The organism is Accumulibacter sp. (assembly GCF_023806625.1).
Classification (GTDB): domain Bacteria; phylum Pseudomonadota; class Gammaproteobacteria; order Burkholderiales; family Rhodocyclaceae; genus Accumulibacter.
In genome coordinates this window covers 90,306-107,322 of sequence record NZ_JAMTDX010000041.1, presented here as the reverse complement: position 1 = coordinate 107,322, position 17,017 = coordinate 90,306, and the positions used below count along the sequence as shown (strand labels likewise).

At 66.1% G+C, this 17,017-nt stretch carries 12 protein-coding genes; 5 read left to right on the top strand and 7 right to left on the bottom strand.

Annotation, left to right across the window (positions count from 1 at the left end; genetic code table 11):
* Both NFW05_RS07440 and NFW05_RS07435 read right to left on the bottom strand, forming a co-directional pair.
* On the bottom strand, positions 1-2,574 hold a 2,574-nt coding region (locus tag NFW05_RS07440), incomplete at its 3' end, for an adenosylcobalamin-dependent ribonucleoside-diphosphate reductase (protein ID WP_295304407.1).
* A 243-nt stretch (positions 2,575-2,817) separates the two neighbouring features.
* On the bottom strand, positions 2,818-4,236 hold the full coding sequence (locus tag NFW05_RS07435; protein ID WP_295304404.1) for a bifunctional enoyl-CoA hydratase/phosphate acetyltransferase: 1,419 nt from the start codon (positions 4,234-4,236) through the stop codon (positions 2,818-2,820).
* A 304-nt stretch (positions 4,237-4,540) separates the two neighbouring features.
* Here NFW05_RS07435 and NFW05_RS07430 point away from each other — a divergent pair, with 304 nt between their 5' ends.
* The 5 genes from NFW05_RS07430 to NFW05_RS07410 all read left to right on the top strand — a co-directional run bounded on the left by NFW05_RS07430 (position 4,541) and on the right by NFW05_RS07410 (position 9,843).
* A complete protein-coding gene (locus NFW05_RS07430) occupies positions 4,541-6,376 on the top strand; it encodes an NAD(P)H-dependent oxidoreductase subunit E (protein WP_295304512.1) in 1,836 nt (611 codons plus the stop codon).
* A complete protein-coding gene (locus NFW05_RS07425) occupies positions 6,376-7,110 on the top strand; it encodes a 2Fe-2S iron-sulfur cluster-binding protein (RefSeq protein ID WP_295304402.1) in 735 nt (244 codons plus the stop codon). Before NFW05_RS07430 ends, NFW05_RS07425 begins: the two co-directional genes overlap by 1 nt.
* Positions 7,107-7,673, top strand: a complete 567-nt coding sequence (locus tag NFW05_RS07420) for an NADP oxidoreductase (protein WP_295304399.1) — start codon at positions 7,107-7,109, stop codon at positions 7,671-7,673. Before NFW05_RS07425 ends, NFW05_RS07420 begins: the two co-directional genes overlap by 4 nt.
* A gap of 11 nt (positions 7,674-7,684) precedes the next feature.
* Entirely contained in the window at positions 7,685-9,166 is a 1,482-nt protein-coding gene (locus NFW05_RS07415; protein ID WP_295304396.1) for a Ni/Fe hydrogenase subunit alpha, read from the top strand.
* 164 nt (positions 9,167-9,330) lie between these two features.
* Entirely contained in the window at positions 9,331-9,843 is a 513-nt protein-coding gene (locus NFW05_RS07410; protein ID WP_295304393.1) for a homospermidine synthase, read from the top strand.
* On the opposite strand, the gene NFW05_RS07405 is transcribed toward NFW05_RS07410, so the two are convergent.
* From NFW05_RS07405 to uvrA, 5 genes are all read right to left on the bottom strand, one after another.
* A complete protein-coding gene (locus NFW05_RS07405) occupies positions 9,819-10,331 on the bottom strand; it encodes a GtrA family protein (protein WP_295304391.1) in 513 nt (170 codons plus the stop codon). The two genes, NFW05_RS07410 and NFW05_RS07405, sit on opposite strands and share 25 nt — an antisense overlap.
* 9 nt (positions 10,332-10,340) lie before the next feature.
* The gene (locus tag NFW05_RS07400) at positions 10,341-11,555 is read right to left on the bottom strand and encodes a glycosyltransferase family 9 protein (protein ID WP_295304387.1); all 1,215 of its coding nucleotides are present in this window, start codon (positions 11,553-11,555) and stop codon (positions 10,341-10,343) included.
* Positions 11,552-13,456, bottom strand: coding sequence for a glycosyltransferase family 39 protein (locus NFW05_RS07395; protein WP_295304384.1), 1,905 nt, complete (start codon positions 13,454-13,456; stop codon positions 11,552-11,554). The genes NFW05_RS07400 and NFW05_RS07395 overlap by 4 nt, the downstream gene beginning before the upstream one ends.
* Positions 13,457-13,650: 194 nt before the next feature.
* Entirely contained in the window at positions 13,651-13,935 is a 285-nt protein-coding gene (locus tag NFW05_RS07390) for an HU family DNA-binding protein (RefSeq protein WP_295304382.1), read from the bottom strand.
* A 181-nt stretch (positions 13,936-14,116) separates the two neighbouring features.
* Positions 14,117-16,975 carry an excinuclease ABC subunit UvrA gene (gene uvrA / locus NFW05_RS07385; RefSeq protein WP_295304509.1) on the bottom strand — a complete coding sequence of 953 codons (2,859 nt, stop codon included), beginning with the start codon at positions 16,973-16,975 and terminating at the stop codon, positions 14,117-14,119.
* Positions 16,976-17,017: the final 42 nt, after the last annotated feature.

The window sequence follows — 17,017 nt, the reverse complement described above, 5'->3', positions numbered from 1 at the left end:
GCGCAGCTTCATGCCGATCCACGCCGGGTCGAGGACGCGCATGTCGAACGAGAGCAGCTTGGTCAACCCGTCGAGCGCACGCGGATAGTTGCCCGAGAGCCACACCGAATAGGGACGAGTCACGCCGTCCGGGAGGGTGATCTCCTTGAGCCCGAGGACGAAGTCTTCGCCGGTCGCCGGGTTGAAGACGTCGACGGTCCACGACAGCGTGCCGTCGGTGCCGGTCTTCGGCTCCTTGAGGCTGAACATCGCGTCGAGCACTGGCGTCGGGCCCTCGCGGCGGAAGGCCCCGAGGCGTTCGACGCGGTACTGGATCAGCTGAGCCATCGCAGCGACGACCGAGGGCATGCGCTTCTCCTCGCCGTGCGGCGGGAAGGGCATCGCAAAGCCGTCTTCACCGGGTGTCCGGGCCAGCGATTCGAGCTTGAGCGCGAGCCAGCCGTGGTCGTTGGCACGCATGTCCATCGACAGCGTCTTGGCCACGGCGCCGAGGCCGCGCGGCTGCTCGGGGCCGTTGACCCAGGCTTCGAAGGGCCAGTAGCGCCCTTCCTGTTCGATGTGCCCGACGAACAGGGCGAACTTGCCGTGTGTGCCTTCGATCATGTAGGTCCACGCCATGTTGCCTTCCGGCAGACTGGGCCGGTTCGGCCAGCGCAGGCTGGCGAGCACCGGCGCGGGCAGCGTCTTGATCGTCAGCCGGCGATTGGCGTCGCCGAGGACGAAGTCCTGCGGTTGCTTCCGGTCCTCGGCCTGCTTCTGTGAGTCGACCGAGAGCACGGCGCCGAGCACGGCGTTCGGCCGGTACGTCGCGAGACCCTTGAGGCCTGATTTCCAGGCACTCAGGTAGAGGTCCTGGAAGTCGTCGTAGGGATAGTCCGCGGGCACATTGACGGTCTTCGAGATCGACGTGTCGATGTACGGGGCGACTGCGGCGACCATGTCCTTGTGCGCTTTCGCCGAGATTTCGAGGGCGGTGACGAAATATTCGGGCAGCTTGTCGACGTCGCCGCCGAGGTGCCGGAACAGCCGCCAGGCGTGATCCTCGACGGCGTATTCCTTGAGCGTGCCGTCGGCCATCCGCTTCTTGCGGTTGTAGGTCCAGGAGTACGGCGGCTCGATGCCGTTCGAGGCGTTGTCGGCGAAGGCCAGCGAGATCGTCCCGGTCGGCGCGATCGACAGCAGGTGTGAGTTGCGCACGCCGTGCCTGCGGATTTCGCTCTTGATGTCCGGCGGCAGGCGTGAGGCGAAGTTGCCGCCCGAGAGGTAGAGTTCGGCGTTGAACAATGGGAAAGCCCCGCGCTCGCGGGCCAGTTCGACCGACGCGAGGTAGGCGGCGTCGCGCATGAATTCGGCGATCCGGGCGCCCATGGCCAGCGCTTCGGGGCGGTCGTAGCGCAGGCGCAGCATGCACAGCGTGTCGCCGAGGCCGGTGAAGCCGAGCCCGATTCGCCGTTTGCTGGCCGCTTCCTCGCGCTGCCGTGCCAGCGGCCAGGCGGTGACCTCGAGGACGTTGTCGAGCATCCGCGTCGCCACCTGGACGACTTCGGCGAAGGCGGTGAAATCGAACTCGGCGTCTGCCGAGAAAGGCGCGCGGACGAACAGCGTCAGGTTGATCGAGCCGAGGCAGCAGCATCCGTACGGCGGCAGCGGCTGCTCGGCGCAGGGATTGGTCGCCTCGATGACTTCGCAATAGTAGAGGTTGTTGTCGCGGTTCATCCGGTCGAGGAAGAGGATTCCTGGCTCGGCGTGGTCGTAGGTCGACTTCATGACCTGGTCCCAGAGGTCGCGAGCACGCACGCGCCTGTAGACCCAGACGCCGTCGTCGCGCAGGTAGGCACCCGCGCGCTTCATGTCGGCACCCGGCTCGGCGCGGTGCGTCAGTTCGACCTCCTGGTCGGCCTCGACGGCGCGCATGAACGCGTCGGTGACGGCGATCGAGACGTTGAAATTGCTCAGGTCGCCGTGGTCCTTGGCGTGGATGAACACTTCGATGTCCGGGTGGTCGCAGCGCAGCACGCCCATTTGCGCGCCCCGGCGGGCGCCGGCTGATTCGACGGTTTCGCAGGAGCGGTCGAAGACGCGCATGTACGACACGGGCCCGGAGGCGCGCGACTGCGTGCCCTTGACCAGCGCGCCGATCGGCCGTATCGACGAGAAGTCGTAGCCGACGCCGCCGCCGCGGCGCATCGTCTCGGCGGCTTCGGCGAGCGCGCTGTAGATTCCCGGCTTGCCGTCGACGACCTCGACGACCGAGTCGCCGATTGGCTGCACGAAGCAGTTGATCAGCGTCGCAGCGAGCGTCGTTCCGGCCGCCGAGTTGATCCGCCCGGCGGGGACGAAACCGTTCTCCTGTGCCCAGAGGAAGCGCGCCTCCCAGTGGGCGCGCTGCTTCTCGTCCTCGGTGGCGGCTAGCGCGCGAGCGACGCGGCGGCGCACGTCATGCACCGAGGTCTCGTTGCCCTTGGCGTACTTCTCGACGAGCACCTCGGTCGAGATCTCCTGTTCGGCGAGCGGTGCAATTCCCGAAGCTTCGGCAATCTCCGACAGGGGCAACTGCTGGACGAGCTGACTCATTTTTTCTTTTCCTCCGCGACTGGTTTCAGGGGACGCCCGGCCTGGCTGCTCGCGAGACTGCTGGCGTATGCGGCGTCGAACAAGGCGCAGACTACTATATCTAGTGGTCAGATGCAACACGATCACTAGATATAGTTATCCTCAGCCGCGCGAGGCGAGTCCTCGAAGGTTTGGAGTCACCGCTGGGCGCTGCCCGGGGGCGGCGCTACGCCACCGGCCCGACAGGCGCATGGCAACGCCGTCTCAGACAGCCGTCTGGCGCTGGCGCGCGTCGTGGGCGATCAGCGCGGCGATGACGCACGAGGCGATGCGCGTCTCGGCAGTGTCGGCCCGGCTGGTCAGGACGATCGGCACTCGGGCGCCGAGGACGATCCCCGAGCTGAGCGCGTTGGCCAGGTACTCGAGCTGTTTGGCGATCATGTTGCCCGATTCGAGGTCGGGAACGACGAGAATGTCGGCGCGGCCAGCGACCGCCGAGTTGATCCCCTTGGTCTTCGCGGCGACCATCGATACCGCGTTGTCGAAAGCCAGCGGGCCGTCGAGCAGGCCGCCCTTGATCTGCCCGCGGTCGGCCATCTTGCACAACGCCGCGGCGTCGAGCGTCGACTGGATCTTCGGGCTGACCGTTTCGACCGCCGAAAGGATGGCCACCTTGGGCTCGGGAGTGCCGATCACATGCGCCAGGTCGATCGCGTTCTGAATGATGTCGACCTTCTCGGGCAGCGTCGGGGCGATGTTGATCGCCGCGTCGGTGATCATGATCGGCCGCGGGTAGGTCGGCACGTCCATCAGGAAGACGTGGCTGATCCGCCGCTCGGTGCGCAGCCCGGCGCTGCGCGAGATGACCTCGGCCATCAGTTCGTCGGTGTGCAGGCTGCCCTTCATCAGCGCTTCCGCGTCGCCGCTGCGGACCAGCGTGACGGCCATCGCCGCCGCCTCGTGGCTGTGCCGGACACTGACGATCCGGTGCTGCCCGAGGTCGAAGCCGTTCTCTTCGGCGACGCTGCAGATCTTCTGCTCGGGCCCGACGAGGATCGGCCGGATCAGGCCGGCCTCGGCCGCGAGCAGCGCACCCTTCAGCGATTCGCGATCACAGGGATGGACGACGGCCATGTCGATCGGCTCGAGCCCGGCGGCGCGTTGGACGAGTGCCTGAAGACGCGCGTATTTGTCGGAAATGGTGATCTCCGGCATCGCCCCGCGCTTGGCGCGGATCTTCTCGACCGGGGCAAGGACTTCGGCGCTACCCGAGACGACCAGCAACTGATCCTGATTGTGACAGGCGCAGTCGAGGATGATGTGGTGGTTGTGGTCGAACTTCTGGCGAACGGTGATCGTCACGGTGACCGTGTCGCCGATCGAGATCGGCCGGGCAAAGTGCAGCGTTGACTCGATGAGCACGGTTCCCGGCCCGGGGAACTGGGTGCCGAGTGTCGTCGACAACAGCGACGCGGTCCACATCCCGTGGGCGATGAAGTCCTGGAACAGGCCGCTGCGCTGGAACTCGGCGTTGGCCAGAGCGGGGTTCATGTCGCCGGACATCAGCGCGAACAGCTTGACGTCCTCGGGACGCAGCGTGCGCATCAGCGACGAGGTGTCGCCGACGCTGATCTCTTCGTAGGTCCGACTTTCGAGATATTCGAGAGGGGTCTCAAAGCGCATGGTCGTTCTCCGAAGTATGCTGCTCCTCTTCGCCGGGATCTCCAGCCGCCTAATCGCACGGAGATCGATCGCACGAAGGGAGCAGCGCGCATTATGCTGCAATGCACCAGAAATGCCTACGCCCGGCAAGGGCGGTCCGGCGCGAAGCGACAGGCGAGGCGTCAACGCCGCACGCGGCAACGGCGGAGGTTGACCTGCGTCAGCACACGCTGCCCAAGAGACGCTAAGCTTGACTTGCGATGGCCGGTGGCCCGTGGCAGACGGGCAACCGCCCCATGCGCTGTGGATGACGATCGTGGACACTCTGGAAGACGGGCCGACGTGCGACCAGGACAGGCTGGCCGACCTGCTGCAGCCGGTCCTCGCGCGTCACGGGTCCGACCCGCTACGGCTGCTGCAGATCCTCCGCGATGTTCAGGACGATCTCGGCTACCTCCCGCCGGCCGCCCTGACCTCGATCGCCCGGGCCGTCGGGCTGCCTCGGGCACGCGTCGAAGGGGTCGCCGGATTCTACGCCTTTCTGCATCTCGTCCCGGCTGGCCGATACCGGGTGCTCTTTTCAGACAACATCATCGACCGGATGCTCGGCAGCGAGGAACTGCTCGACCGGCTCTGCAACCGGCTGTGGATCGAACCCGGCAAGGTCTCCGAGGACGGTCTGGTCAGCGTCGACCGGACTTCGTGCACCGGGATGGGCGACCAGGGACCGGCGCTGCTGGTCAATGGGCGGCCGCTGACCCGGATGTCGGCGGAACGCATCGACCGGCTGGCCGAACTGATCCGCGCGCAGGCGCCGCTCGAAGACTGGCCGGCCGAGTACTTCGCCGTCGAAGACAACATCCGCCGCCGCGACGTCCTGCTCGGCACGCGCTGGCCGGCCGGGGAAGCGATCGGCGCGGCGATCGCCCGCGGCGAGGAGGCGCTGCTCGCGGAGATGAGCGCGTCGAACCTGCGTGGCCGGGGCGGTGCGGGGTTCACGACCCACGTCAAGTGGGAGTCGGCAAGACGAGCACCCTGCCGCGAAGGCTCGCGCGCGCGCTACGTCGTGTGCAATGCCGACGAGGGCGAACCTGGCACGTTCAAGGACCGCGTGCTGCTGACCGCCCATCCCGACCTGCTCTTTGACGGGATGACCGTGGCCGCGCTGGCGATCGGCGCGTGTCGCGGCCTCGTCTATCTGCGCGGAGAGTACGCCTACCTGCTGCCGGAGCTGCGTGCGACGCTCGAGGCACGAAGGCGCAGCGGCCTGCTCGGCGAAGCGATCTGCGGCAGGCCGGACTTCACCTTCGACATCGACATCCATCTCGGCGCCGGCGCCTACGTCTGCGGCGAGGAGACGGCGCTGCTCGAATCGCTCGAAGGGAAGCGCGGCGTACCGCGGAACCGCCCGCCGTTCCCGGTCAGCGAAGGCTATCTCCGACAGCCGACGGTAGTGAACAACGTCGAGACGCTGTGCAAGGCGGCTGTGATCGCCATCCGCGGCGGCGACTGGTTCGCCGGCCTGGGGACCCGGCAATCGACCGGCAGCAAGCTGCTGTCGGTCTCCGGTGACGTGGACAGACCGGGGATCTACGAGTATCCGTTCGGCGTTCCGGTCAACCAGGTTCTCAAAGACTGCGGCGCCAGCGATGCGCAGGCGGTTCAGGTCAGCGGGCCTTCCGGGACGTGTCTCGCGAGACACGAGTTCTCGCGGCGCATCGCTTTCGAGGACGTGCCGACGGCCGGCGCGATCATGGTCTTCGCCGGGCATCGCGACATGTTCGAGGTGGCGCGGAACTTCGCGCACTTCTTCGCGCACGAAAGCTGCGGCTTCTGCACGCCGTGCCGCGTCGGCACGGCGCTGGTGGCCCGGTGCATGGACAAGATCGCCAACGGCCACGGGTCGCAGTACGAGATCAACGAGATCTTCAGAATCCACCGCCTGCTCCACGCTGCGAGCCACTGTGGCCTCGGACAGACGGCGTGCAACGCCTTGTTTGACACGCTGCACAAGTTCCGACCCGCGTACGAGCGGCGGCTCCGCTCGCTGGATTTCGAACCGGGTTTCGACCTCGACCGCGCACTCGCCGCCGCCCGCCAGATGACCGGCCGCGACGACCCGGCCGCGCACTTCGAGCCGACACCGGCCGGGGGCCGGTGATGGATGCACGAAGTCTGTCGATCGACGGCCTGCCAGTGCCTTTCGACGACGGGCAGACGATCATGGATGCGTCATTGGCCGCGGGAATCTTCATTCCGCACCTCTGCCATCATCCCCAGTTCACGCCGCAGGGCAGCTGCAAGCTGTGTACCGTGCGCGCCAACGGCCGTTACGTCTCGGCATGCACGATGCCGGCCAGCGAGGGCATGGAAGTCGAGAGCAACACGCCGGAGCTCAACGACAAGCGACGGACGATGCTGCAGATGCTCTTCGTCGAGGGCAATCACTTCTGCCCGTCGTGCGAGAAGAGCGGCGACTGCCTGCTCCAGGCACTGGCCTACGAGCTCGAGATGCTCGGCCCGCACTTCCCGCAGTTCTATCCCGACCGGCCGGTCGACGCCTCGCACCCCGACGTACTGCTCGACTTCAACCGCTGCATCCTCTGCGAACTCTGCGTGCGCGCCAGCCGCGACGTCGACGGCAAGAGCGTCTTCGCGCTGTCCGGGCGGGGAATCGGCAAGCACCTGATCGTCAATGCTGAATCCGGGCGGCTCGCGGATACGGACTTCTCGCTGGCCGACAAGGCGGCGCACGTCTGCCCGGTTGGCGTGATCATCGCCAAGCGGCGCGGATTCGCGGTGCCGATCGGCCAGCGGCGCTTCGACGGCGAACCGATCAGCCGACGAGTGGACTGGCTGGCACGGCGCCGCGCCGACGACGAGGAAGAACAATGAGCAACAGCGAGCCGAGCGTCCGGCCAGCCACCCGCCGATGCCTGGCGACGACCTCGCTGGCCGGCTGCTTCGGTTGTCACATGGCGCTTCTGGACATCGACGAGCGCCTCTTCGAGCTGATCGAGCGGGTCGACATCGATCGCTCGCCGCTGACCGACATCAAGCGTTGCGGCCGCTGCGACATCGGCCTGGTCGAGGGCGGCATCTGCAACGCCGAGAACGTGCATGTACTGCGCGAGTTTCGTCGTCAGTGCAAGCTGCTCGTCGCCGTCGGCGCCTGCGCGATCAACGGCGGGTTGCCCGCCCAGCGCAACCACCTCGACCTCGGGCAGTGCCTCCAGGAAGTCTATCTGACCGGCCCGGGAATCGTCCATGGGCAGGTTCCAGACGACCCCGAGCTGCCGCTGCCGCTCGACAAGGTCCATCCGGTCCACGAGGTCGTGCGCGTCGATTACTTCATTCCCGGCTGCCCGCCCTCGGGTGACGCGTTGTGGAAGTTCATCACCGACCTGCTCGACGGCAGAACGCCCCGGCTCGGCCACCCGCTGCTGCACTTCGACTGAAGCGCGTGCTCATGGACGCCACTTCTCCGAGGACCCTCGAAACCGCTCCGCCGGGCGACACCGAGCTGCGCCGCGTGTCGATAGACCCGCTGTCGCGCGTCGAAGGGCACGGCAAGATCACCCTCCTGCTCGACGCCGACGACCGGGTCCAGCAGGTGCGCCTGCACATCGTCGAGTTTCGTGGCTTCGAGAAGTTCATCCAGGGCCGACCGTACTGGGAAGTACCGGTGATGGTCCAGCGGCTATGCGGAATCTGCCCGGTGTCTCACCATCTGGCGGCAGCCAAGGCACTCGACCACGTCGTCGGCGCCGAACGCCTGACGCCAACTGCAGAGAAGGTCCGCCGGCTGATGCACTATGGTCAGATCCTCCAGTCGCACGCACTGCATTTCTTCCACCTCGCTTCGCCCGACCTGCTTTTCGGCTTCGCCAGCGACGCGACGCGGCGCAACATCGTGGGCATCGCCGCAGCGTATCCCGAGGTCGCCCGTCAGGGCGTGCTGCTGCGCCGCTTCGGACAGGAAATCATCCGCCTGACCGCGGGCAAGCGGATCCACGGCACCGGCGCGATCCCGGGTGGCGTCAACCGCGCCCTCGGTGACGAGGAGCGCGCTGCCCTGCTCGCCGAGATCTACACGATCATCGGCTGGAGCCGGCAGTCCGTGCACCTCGTCAAGCGACTGCACACGGCCGACCCCGAGCTCTACGACGGCTTCGGGACGACACCTTCGAACCTGTTGTCGCTGGTCGGCGCCGGTGGCGCCCTCGATTTCTACGACGGGCGGCTGCGCGCCCGCGATGCCGGAGGGAAGCTCCTCGTCGACGGCTGTGCGGTCCGGAACTATCCCGAACTGATCGGAGAGGAGGTCAAGCCGTGGAGTTACATGAAGTTTCCCTTCCTCGCCGCGCTCGGCCCGGAGCGCGGATGGTACAAGGTCGGACCGCTGGCCCGTGTGCAGAATTGCGATTCGATCGCCACGCCACTGGCCGAGGCCGAGCGACGCGAGTTCGTCGACCACGGCCAGGGCCGGCCGATTCATGCGCCACTGGCCTACCACTGGGCGCGAATGATCGAGATGCTGCACGCGGCGGAAGCGATCAAGAATCTGCTTCACGACGACGAACTGTCGGGCAGCGAGTTGCTGACCGCCGGCCCGCGCCACCATGAAGGAATCGGGGTCATCGAGGCCCCGCGCGGCACGCTGATCCACCACTACCAGGTCGACGACGACGATCTGGTGACCATGTGCAACCTGATCGTGTCCACGACGCACAACAACCAGCCGATGAACGAGGCGATCCGCGAGGTCGCGCGCCGCCACCTCGACGGCCGCAGGCTCGGTGAGGGCCTGCTCAATCACATCGAGGTGGCCATCCGCGCCTTCGACCCCTGCCTGTCCTGCGCGACTCATGCCCTCGGCCGCATGCCACTCGAAGTCGAGCTCGTCGATTGTCTCGGGCAACGGATCGCGCAACTGCGCTCGTCAGGCTGAGAGGTTGTGAAGAAATCGTCGCGAGCAGGCCTAGATGCAAGGCGCGAGCGAGCGAACGACGAGACATATCAGATGGATAGGCGAGGAGTGAGCGAGTGAGCAACGCCGCAGATCGGTCGCGCAGCAGATTTATTCACAACCTCTGAGCGCCGCCCGAGACGCAGATGGCACGTGCGCCGGTCGTCGTTCTCGCCTGCGGCAACCCCGGCCGCGGCGACGATGCACTCGGTCCACTGCTGCTCGACCGGCTGCAGAACTGGCTCGACGAGCGCGGATTGGCCGGGGCTTTCGAGTTGATCGCCGACGTCCAATGGCAGATCGACAACGCGCTCGACCTCGCGGAGCGCAGTCTTGCGCTGTTCATCGACGCCGGACACGAGACGCCCGCGCCGTTCGTCTTTGCACCGGTTCGCGAATGCGCCTCGACGACACCGCTGACGCACGCTCTCTCGCCCGGCGCGCTGCTCGGTGTCCTGCGTCAGATCGGCGAGGTGGCGCCCCCTGCGTTCGTCGTGTGCGTCGCCGGCCAATGCTTCGCGCTCGGCGCGGGACTCGGCGCAGCGGCGGCAGACAACGCAAACCAGGCCTTCGCCCTGCTCGTCGACCTCTGTGCCGATCCGTGCCATGCACGCTGGCAGGCACTGGCGCTTCGTTACTCGGCAGCGTCCGGGGGGTGACCACGCTTCTGCTGCCAACGCCGGATCAGCATCTGCAGGCGACCGAAGGTCCACTGGTCGTTCACCAGAAAATTGGCCACGCTGGCGATGATGATGGCCAGCACGTTGGCCAGCAGATAGTGGAAGTGCCGCGCAAACAGATGGGTCAGCACGAACTGCAGACCGATCCCGAGCCAGCAGGCGATCGAGTACTGCCCGAACTGGAGGAGGATCGACGTCGTGACGTGCTGGCGGCGGTCGAACCAGGTCCACCGGCGGTTGAGCAGGAAGTTGTTGGCCGTCGAGAAGAAGATCGCCGTCGCCAGCGAGAGATTCAGGCGCAGCACCGGCGATTCGATCTTCCGAAAGACGAACTCCTGGGCAATGTACAGGACGACGACGTTGACCAGCGTGCCCGTCGCGCCGACGATTCCGAACTGGACGAAGCGGTGCTGGACCAGGTAGCCGATCACCGGCAGGCGGCGCAGCCGCTCGAAACGACGAGTCATCCGTTCCACCTAGCCCGCCACGCCGGATCGGCTGACGACGACGCGCGCCTCCGACAACACCTGCTCCGGAGTGATCCGCCTGAGGCACTGATTGTCGCCATCGCAGGGCGAGTTGCGATGGTTGTACGCGGTCAGGCACGGAGAACAGGCGAGAGTCAGGTGAAGACAGCTTGCATGGTCCCCGAGCGGCCCGTAGAGCAGCGGCGTCTCGGGCCCGAACAGGGCGACCGTCGGCACCCCGGTGAGAGCCGAGAACTGTGCCGGTCCGCCGTCGTTGGTCACCAGCAACGCAGCGTAACCCAACAGTACGACGAGTTCGCGCAGCGATCGAGTGTATCCGGTCAGGTCGATGCAGTCGGCTTCGCCGACTGCGCCGGCCAGCGATTCACCGAGCGCCTTGTCCGCGGGCAGTCCGATGATCGCGACGACGTAGCCATCGGCGAGCAGCCCGACGATGACTGCACGCCAGCTGGCCTCCGGCCACGCCCGGATTGGCAGGATACCGCCACTCGGATAGACGAGCGCGAGACGACGCTCCGAAATTCGCGGAAAATCGCCGAGCAGCCGCGTGAAGAACGCCTCGGCTTCGCCCGGCGCGAACATCGGCCGCGGCGCCTGAAGCTCACGCTGATCGAGGCTTTCCTTGTCCAGCGGGTGCGTTTCCGACTCCAGGGCTCTGGCCAGGGTCAGGAACTGGAACGACAGGTGACGGTACGGGTTGTAGAGGACCGGCCGGCTGATGAACGATCCGCGATAGAGCCCCTCCTGCGTGTGCCGGTGAAAACCGGCGTGGAGCGGAGCGCCCGAAGCCCAGGCCAGCAGGCTGCTGATCCGTGCGAACAGTTCGCAGTCGATCACCGCATCGGGTCTGAGTCGGCGCACCTGGCGGATCGCTTCGCCAAGAGTGCGGGCGAGACCGGCAAGCGAACGGTCGTCGATGGTGATCACGTTCCCGGGCGGAACGGTGCCCATCAGGTCAAGAATCTGGCGGTTCTTCCCGAACAACATCACGTGCACTGATGCTTCGGGGTAACGCGCCCGCAACAGTGCGAACATCGGCTGGGCAAGCACCAGGCTGCCCATCTCCGAGAGCAGGATGACGACGATCGCGCGCAAGGGACGCTGCGCCGCCCTTCGCCCGAGCAACCGGGTGACGAGCGAAGCCGCCGCGCAAAGTGGTACGCCGACATAGCGATCGATCGCGCGCTGCAAATCGATGTTCATGGCCTTTGCTCCGGAAGCCGATAGCCATAGACGACACGAGCGTAATAGGTCCCGACGACGACGCCCCCTCTCTTTGCGGTCAGGACCTGCACTGGACCGAGGCGCGTCGCGGCAGCCACGACACGCGGATCCTCCACGTCTTCGCGCCTGGGCGAGACGGCGATCAGGTCCTGCCCCGCAAACGCCTCTCGCGAGAACCAGAATTCGTACATCACCGCGTTGTCGTCAAAGAAAAGGTGACGGCTCGCCGTATCGCGGCTACCGTCACCTCGCGGATCATAATACGCGAGTTCGTCGGCCGTGTTGTGCCGATCCAGGCCGACGACGGCGGGGTGACGCCCGGTCTCCTGAAACACCGCCTCCTCGATGGCCAGCACCTGCGCGCGCAACTCGCGCCAGTCCACCTTGAGGTAATGATTGAGGACCCGTACACCGGCAACTCCCCAGACAGGGTAGTAGAAGAAGCCATAGGCGTAGACGACGATCAGTACACCGAGCAGCGGTGGCCAGCAGCGGATCAGCAGGCGGTCGAGCGCCTGGGCAGCGAGCCCTGGGAGAGCCGTCGTCGCCGCCAGCACCGGCAACAGGGCGAGCCAGATCGGCCCGGTCCAGTGGAATTTCGTTTCGGCACGCAGGCTCGCGACGGCGAAGACACTCAGCGGAATGATCGTCATCGACAAGAGGAATCGCCGTTCGCGCGCGTCGATCGCCGCGACGGGAGCGCCCCGGCCACGTCCTGGTCCATCAGCAGCCTGAGTGGCGACCGGATGCAGAAGTCTCCAGAAGGCCAGCACACCCAGCGGAGTCAGCAGAAGCAGCACGTAGGCGAGGAACTCCGGGAGGCTGAATTCGACGGTCCGCTCGGCCAGACGGCGCGAGCCCTGGAAACTGAACGACGCCCAGTCGTGCTGCAGGTTCCAGATGATCACCGGCGAGAAAGCGAGCAGCGCGACGAGCACCCCGCACCAGGGCCAGCGCGAGCGCAGCAGGGGTCGCGACTGGGGATCAACGAGAATGAACACGAAAGCGGCAGCCGGAACGAGGACCATCGAGTACTTCGAAAGCATGCCGATGCCGATTGCCGCCCCGGCTCCGATCCACGCCCGCTGGCTACCCGAAAACAGTGCGCGGTGCAGCCCATAGAGGGCAGCCGCCCAGGCAGCGGCCAACGGTGAGTCGGGCGTCACGAACACCCCGACGATGAAGAAATAGGGAAGTGTGGCGGCGAGCAAGGCGGTCGCCGGGACAGACGTGCGGCCGGCCACGTCGCGCGCAAGCGCGACGGCGAAGCCGAGCATGACCGCCCAGCAGATCACCGCTGGCAGGCGAACGAGGAATTCGCTCTTGCCCAGGGCAAGCGAGGCGGCGATCAGCCAGGCGACCATCGGCGGATGGTCGAGGTAACCGATGTCGAGATGCCGCGAGTAGTTCCAGTAATAGGCTTCCTGCGGAAGCAGATTGATCTGCCCGATGAACACCAGCCGCAGCACCAGCAGGTAGGCGATCGCCAATACCGCAGCCCGTGTCCAGACGACGGCACCCCGTCCGTCGGACATCGTGGCGACGGCGAGCACCAGACCCAGCGAGCCGAGCAATGCGCCGGGAACGATTGCCAAGGCCGCCGGCAGATGAGGCCCGGTGAGCGACAGGACGCCAGCGCGCAGCGGATAGGCCAGCACAACGGCCAGGAGCATCAGCAGACGCGGACGGGGAAAAGGCACCCCGCGGAGCACAATCAGCCCGGCCAGCAGAGATAGCGCAAAGGCAACCGCCTGCGACAGTTCCAGCGACCCGACAACGAACTGCAAGATGCCGAATGTCGTGCTGTCGACGGCAGCCGAGACGACGCCAGCGACCAGCCAGCGCCGATCGACGCCTAGGAGAGCCCCGGGAACGCCCATCGCCGCTCAGCGCCCGCCCGAACCGGCCTGGCCGCGGCTTTCACGCGCATCGCAACAGAAGGCTTCGTCCTTCCCCCGAATCACTCCGGCTTTCTCTCGGCAGGCGACCGAGGCGAGAAGCAGGCCCAAGCCAGTGATCTCGGTGGGCGATTCTGGCTGCTCGTCTGGGCCCGACAGACCGGCATCGGACCGGCCTAGTCGGGCCTGCCCGACACGCGCGATTTGAATCCCGCACCTGCTGCAAACTTGGGCACGATCGTCTGCGGAATGACGATCCTGGCGCCGGTCTTGGGGTTCTTGCCCTCACGCGAAGCACGCGCGCTGGACTTGAATGAGCCGAAGCCAACCAACGTCACGGTCTCTCCCTGGGCGACGGTGTCCATGATGGTCTCGATCATCGCATCCAGCGCCTTGGCGGACGCCGCCTTGGAGAGTTCGCTGCGCGCGGCGATAGCTTCGATCATTTCAGACTTGTTCATGGCTTCTCCTCAGGTCGATGAATGGCCTTCCCCGGATGCGAATTCTGGCATTTCGCGGCCGCCAAGGGAAGAGGGCTGGCGCGGAATCCGGAGCACGGAATTCTGGCACGCTTTTCTCCCGGGCCAAACAAGTATCTGAGCGAATAAACGGATTTTTAGTGCGCGTCGACCATCGAACAGCCTAGCAGGCGGCCCGCCCAGCGTCGGCGAGCAACGAGCGCAGGAATCGCCCGGTGTGGCTGGCATCGATAGCCGCCAGCTGTTCGGGGGTCCCACTGGCCAGGATGCGCCCCCCGCCAGCGCCGCCTTCCGGACCCAGGTCGATCAACCAGTCGGCAGTCTTGATCACATCCAGATTGTGTTCGATGACCACGACGGTGTTGCCGTGATCGGCCAACCGCTGGAGGACACCAAGGAGCATCTCGATGTCCTGGAAATGCAGGCCGGTGGTCGGTTCGTCAAGGATGTACAGAGTTCTCCCGGTATCGCGCCGCGACAGTTCGAGCGCCAGCTTGACGCGCTGCGCCTCTCCGCCGGAGAGGGTCGTCGCCGACTGACCGAGCGTGATGTAGCTCAGCCCGACATCGACCAGCGTCTGCAGCTTGCGCGCGACGACCGGGACGGCATCGAAGAACTCTCTCGCCAGCTCGACGGTCATCTGCAGGACATCGTGGATGTTTCGGCCCTTGTACCCGATCTCCAGCGTCTCGCGGTTGTAGCGCCGCCCGTGACAGATGTCGCAGTTGACGTAGATGTCGGGCAGGAAGTGCATCTCGACCTTGATCACGCCATCGCCTTGACACGCCTCGCAGCGCCCTCCCCGGACATTGAACGAAAAACGCCCGGGGCCGTAGCCACGCGAGCGCGCCTCGGGAACTCCGGCAAACAGTTCGCGGATCGGTGTCAACAGCCCCGTGTAGGTCGCCGGATTCGATCGCGGCGTACGGCCTATCGGGCTCTGGTCGACGTTGATGACCTTGTCGAAATGCTCGAGGCCGGCGATTCGCTCGTGCCCCGCCGGTTCGGCGTTCGCCGAGTAGAGGTGCCGGGCAGCCGCGAGGTACAGCGTGTCGTTGATCAGCGTCGACTTCCCGGAACCCGAGACACCGGTTATGCAGGTGAACAAGCCCACGGGAATCGTCGCCGTCACGTCCCGGAGGTTGTTGCCGCATGCCCCGACGATCTGTACCACTCGACTGGAATCGACCCGCCGGCGAACGGCGGGGATAGCGATGCGCCGCCGCCCGGCGAGATAGTCGCCGGTCACCGAGGCGGGATTCGCGGCGATCGTCGCCGGTCTGCCCTCGGCAACCACGGCCCCGCCATGCGCGCCGGCGCCGGGACCCATGTCGACGACGAAGTCCGCGCTGCGGATCGCCTCCTCGTCGTGCTCGACGACGATCACCGTGTTGCCAATGTCACGCAACTGCCCGAGTGTGCGCAACAGGCGTTCGTTGTCGCGCTGGTGCAAACCGATCGACGGCTCGTCGAGCACGTACATCACTCCGGTCAATCCCGACCCGATCTGCGAAGCCAGGCGAATGCGTTGCGCTTCCCCGCCGGAGAGGGTCTCGGCCGAGCGATCGAGCGACAGGTAGTCCAGACCCACGTCGATCAGGAACTGAAGACGGTTGACGATCTCCTTGAGCACCCTCTCGGCGACCAGCGCCCTGTTGCCGGGGAGCTGCAGCGCCAGGAAATGGGCACGCAGAGCAGCGATCGGCTGACGACTGATTTCGTGCAGCGTTCGCGCATCGTCTCGCGTGCCGACGCGCACGTTGCGCGCTTCCTCGCGTAGCCGGCTGCCACCACACGAGGGACAGGTCCGGGTGCTGATCAGCCGGGAAAGTTCCTCGCGGACAGCTGGCGAGTCGGTCTCGCGATAGCGCCGTTCGAGGTTGACGACCACTCCCTCGAAAGGGTACTCGCGCAGCGTCGGCCGGCCGCGCTCATCGACATGACTGAACGCCACCGTCTCGCGACCGGATCCATAGAGAATCGCCCGCTGCACGTTTTCCGGCAGTTCGCGAAACGGCGTCTCGAGCGTGAAGCCATGGTGCGCGGCCAGCGATCCGAGCATCTGGAGGTAGAAGGGATTGCGGCGGTCCCAGCCGCGGATCGCGCCTCCGGCCAGCGACTGCGCCGGGTCGCTGACGATGCGCTGCGGATCGAAGAACTGGATGACTCCCAGACCGTCGCACTGCGGACACGCGCCCATCGGGCTGTTGAACGAGAAGATCCTCGGCTCGAGTTCCTGGATCGAATACGCGCATGCAGGACAGGCGAAGCGGGCTGAGAAACGGTGCTCGCGTGAATCGTCGATTTCGAGCGCGCTGGCCCGGCCGTCTGCGTGGCGCAGCGCGGTCTCGAACGATTCGGCTAGGCGCTGACGAACATCCTGCCGAACCCTCAGCCGGTCGACGACCACATCGACGGAGTGCTTCTGGGTTCGGGCGAGCTTGGGCAAGGCGTCGATCTCGTGGACCTGTCCGTCCACCCGCAGGCGCGCGAATCCCTGCGCACGCAACTCCGCGAACAGCTCGACCTGTTCGCCCTTGCGATTGGCCACCACGGGCGCGAGGATCATCAGGCGGGTGCCTTCCGGGAGGGCGAGCACGTGGTCGACCATCTGCGACACGGTCTGAGCGTCGAGGGGCAACTGATGCTCTGGGCAGTAAGGTGTGCCGGCTCGGGCAAAGAGCAGGCGCAGGTAGTCGTGGATTTCGGTAACCGTGCCTACGGTCGAGCGAGGGTTGTGACTCGTCGCCTTCTGCTCGATCGCGATCGCCGGCGACAGTCCATCGATCAGGTCGACGTCGGGCTTTTCCATCCGTGCCAGGAACTGGCGCGCGTAGGCCGACAACGACTCGACATAGCGCCGTTGCCCTTCGGCATAGAGGGTATCGAAAGCCAGCGACGACTTCCCCGAACCGGACAGGCCGGTGACCACGATCAGCTGGTTGCGCGGCAGATCGAGGCTGATGTTCTTGAGGTTGTGCGTGCGGGCACCGCGGATCCTGATCGTACCCGTTTCGTCCATGAGCAGCTCGCCGGGAAGCATGAGCAAACCTGCTAATATACG

What these genes read in the sequence shown, in the direction of transcription:
- NFW05_RS07400 (WP_295304387.1), bottom strand. Translation starts at nt 11,555, where the DNA reads ATGAACATCGATTTGCAGCGCGCGATCGATCGCTATGTCGGCGTACCA.
- NFW05_RS07435 (WP_295304404.1), bottom strand. Translation starts at nt 4,236, where the DNA reads ATGCGCTTTGAGACCCCTCTCGAATATCTCGAAAGTCGGACCTACGAA.
- NFW05_RS07415 (WP_295304396.1), top strand. Translation starts at nt 7,685, where the DNA reads ATGGACGCCACTTCTCCGAGGACCCTCGAAACCGCTCCGCCGGGCGAC.
- NFW05_RS07395 (WP_295304384.1), bottom strand. Translation starts at nt 13,456, where the DNA reads ATGGGCGTTCCCGGGGCTCTCCTAGGCGTCGATCGGCGCTGGCTGGTC.
- uvrA (WP_295304509.1), bottom strand. Translation starts at nt 16,975, where the DNA reads ATGGACGAAACGGGTACGATCAGGATCCGCGGTGCCCGCACGCACAAC.
- NFW05_RS07425 (WP_295304402.1), top strand. Translation starts at nt 6,376, where the DNA reads ATGGATGCACGAAGTCTGTCGATCGACGGCCTGCCAGTGCCTTTCGAC.
- NFW05_RS07420 (WP_295304399.1), top strand. Translation starts at nt 7,107, where the DNA reads ATGAGCAACAGCGAGCCGAGCGTCCGGCCAGCCACCCGCCGATGCCTG.
- NFW05_RS07405 (WP_295304391.1), bottom strand. Translation starts at nt 10,331, where the DNA reads ATGACTCGTCGTTTCGAGCGGCTGCGCCGCCTGCCGGTGATCGGCTAC.
- NFW05_RS07390 (WP_295304382.1), bottom strand. Translation starts at nt 13,935, where the DNA reads ATGAACAAGTCTGAAATGATCGAAGCTATCGCCGCGCGCAGCGAACTC.
- NFW05_RS07410 (WP_295304393.1), top strand. Translation starts at nt 9,331, where the DNA reads ATGGCACGTGCGCCGGTCGTCGTTCTCGCCTGCGGCAACCCCGGCCGC.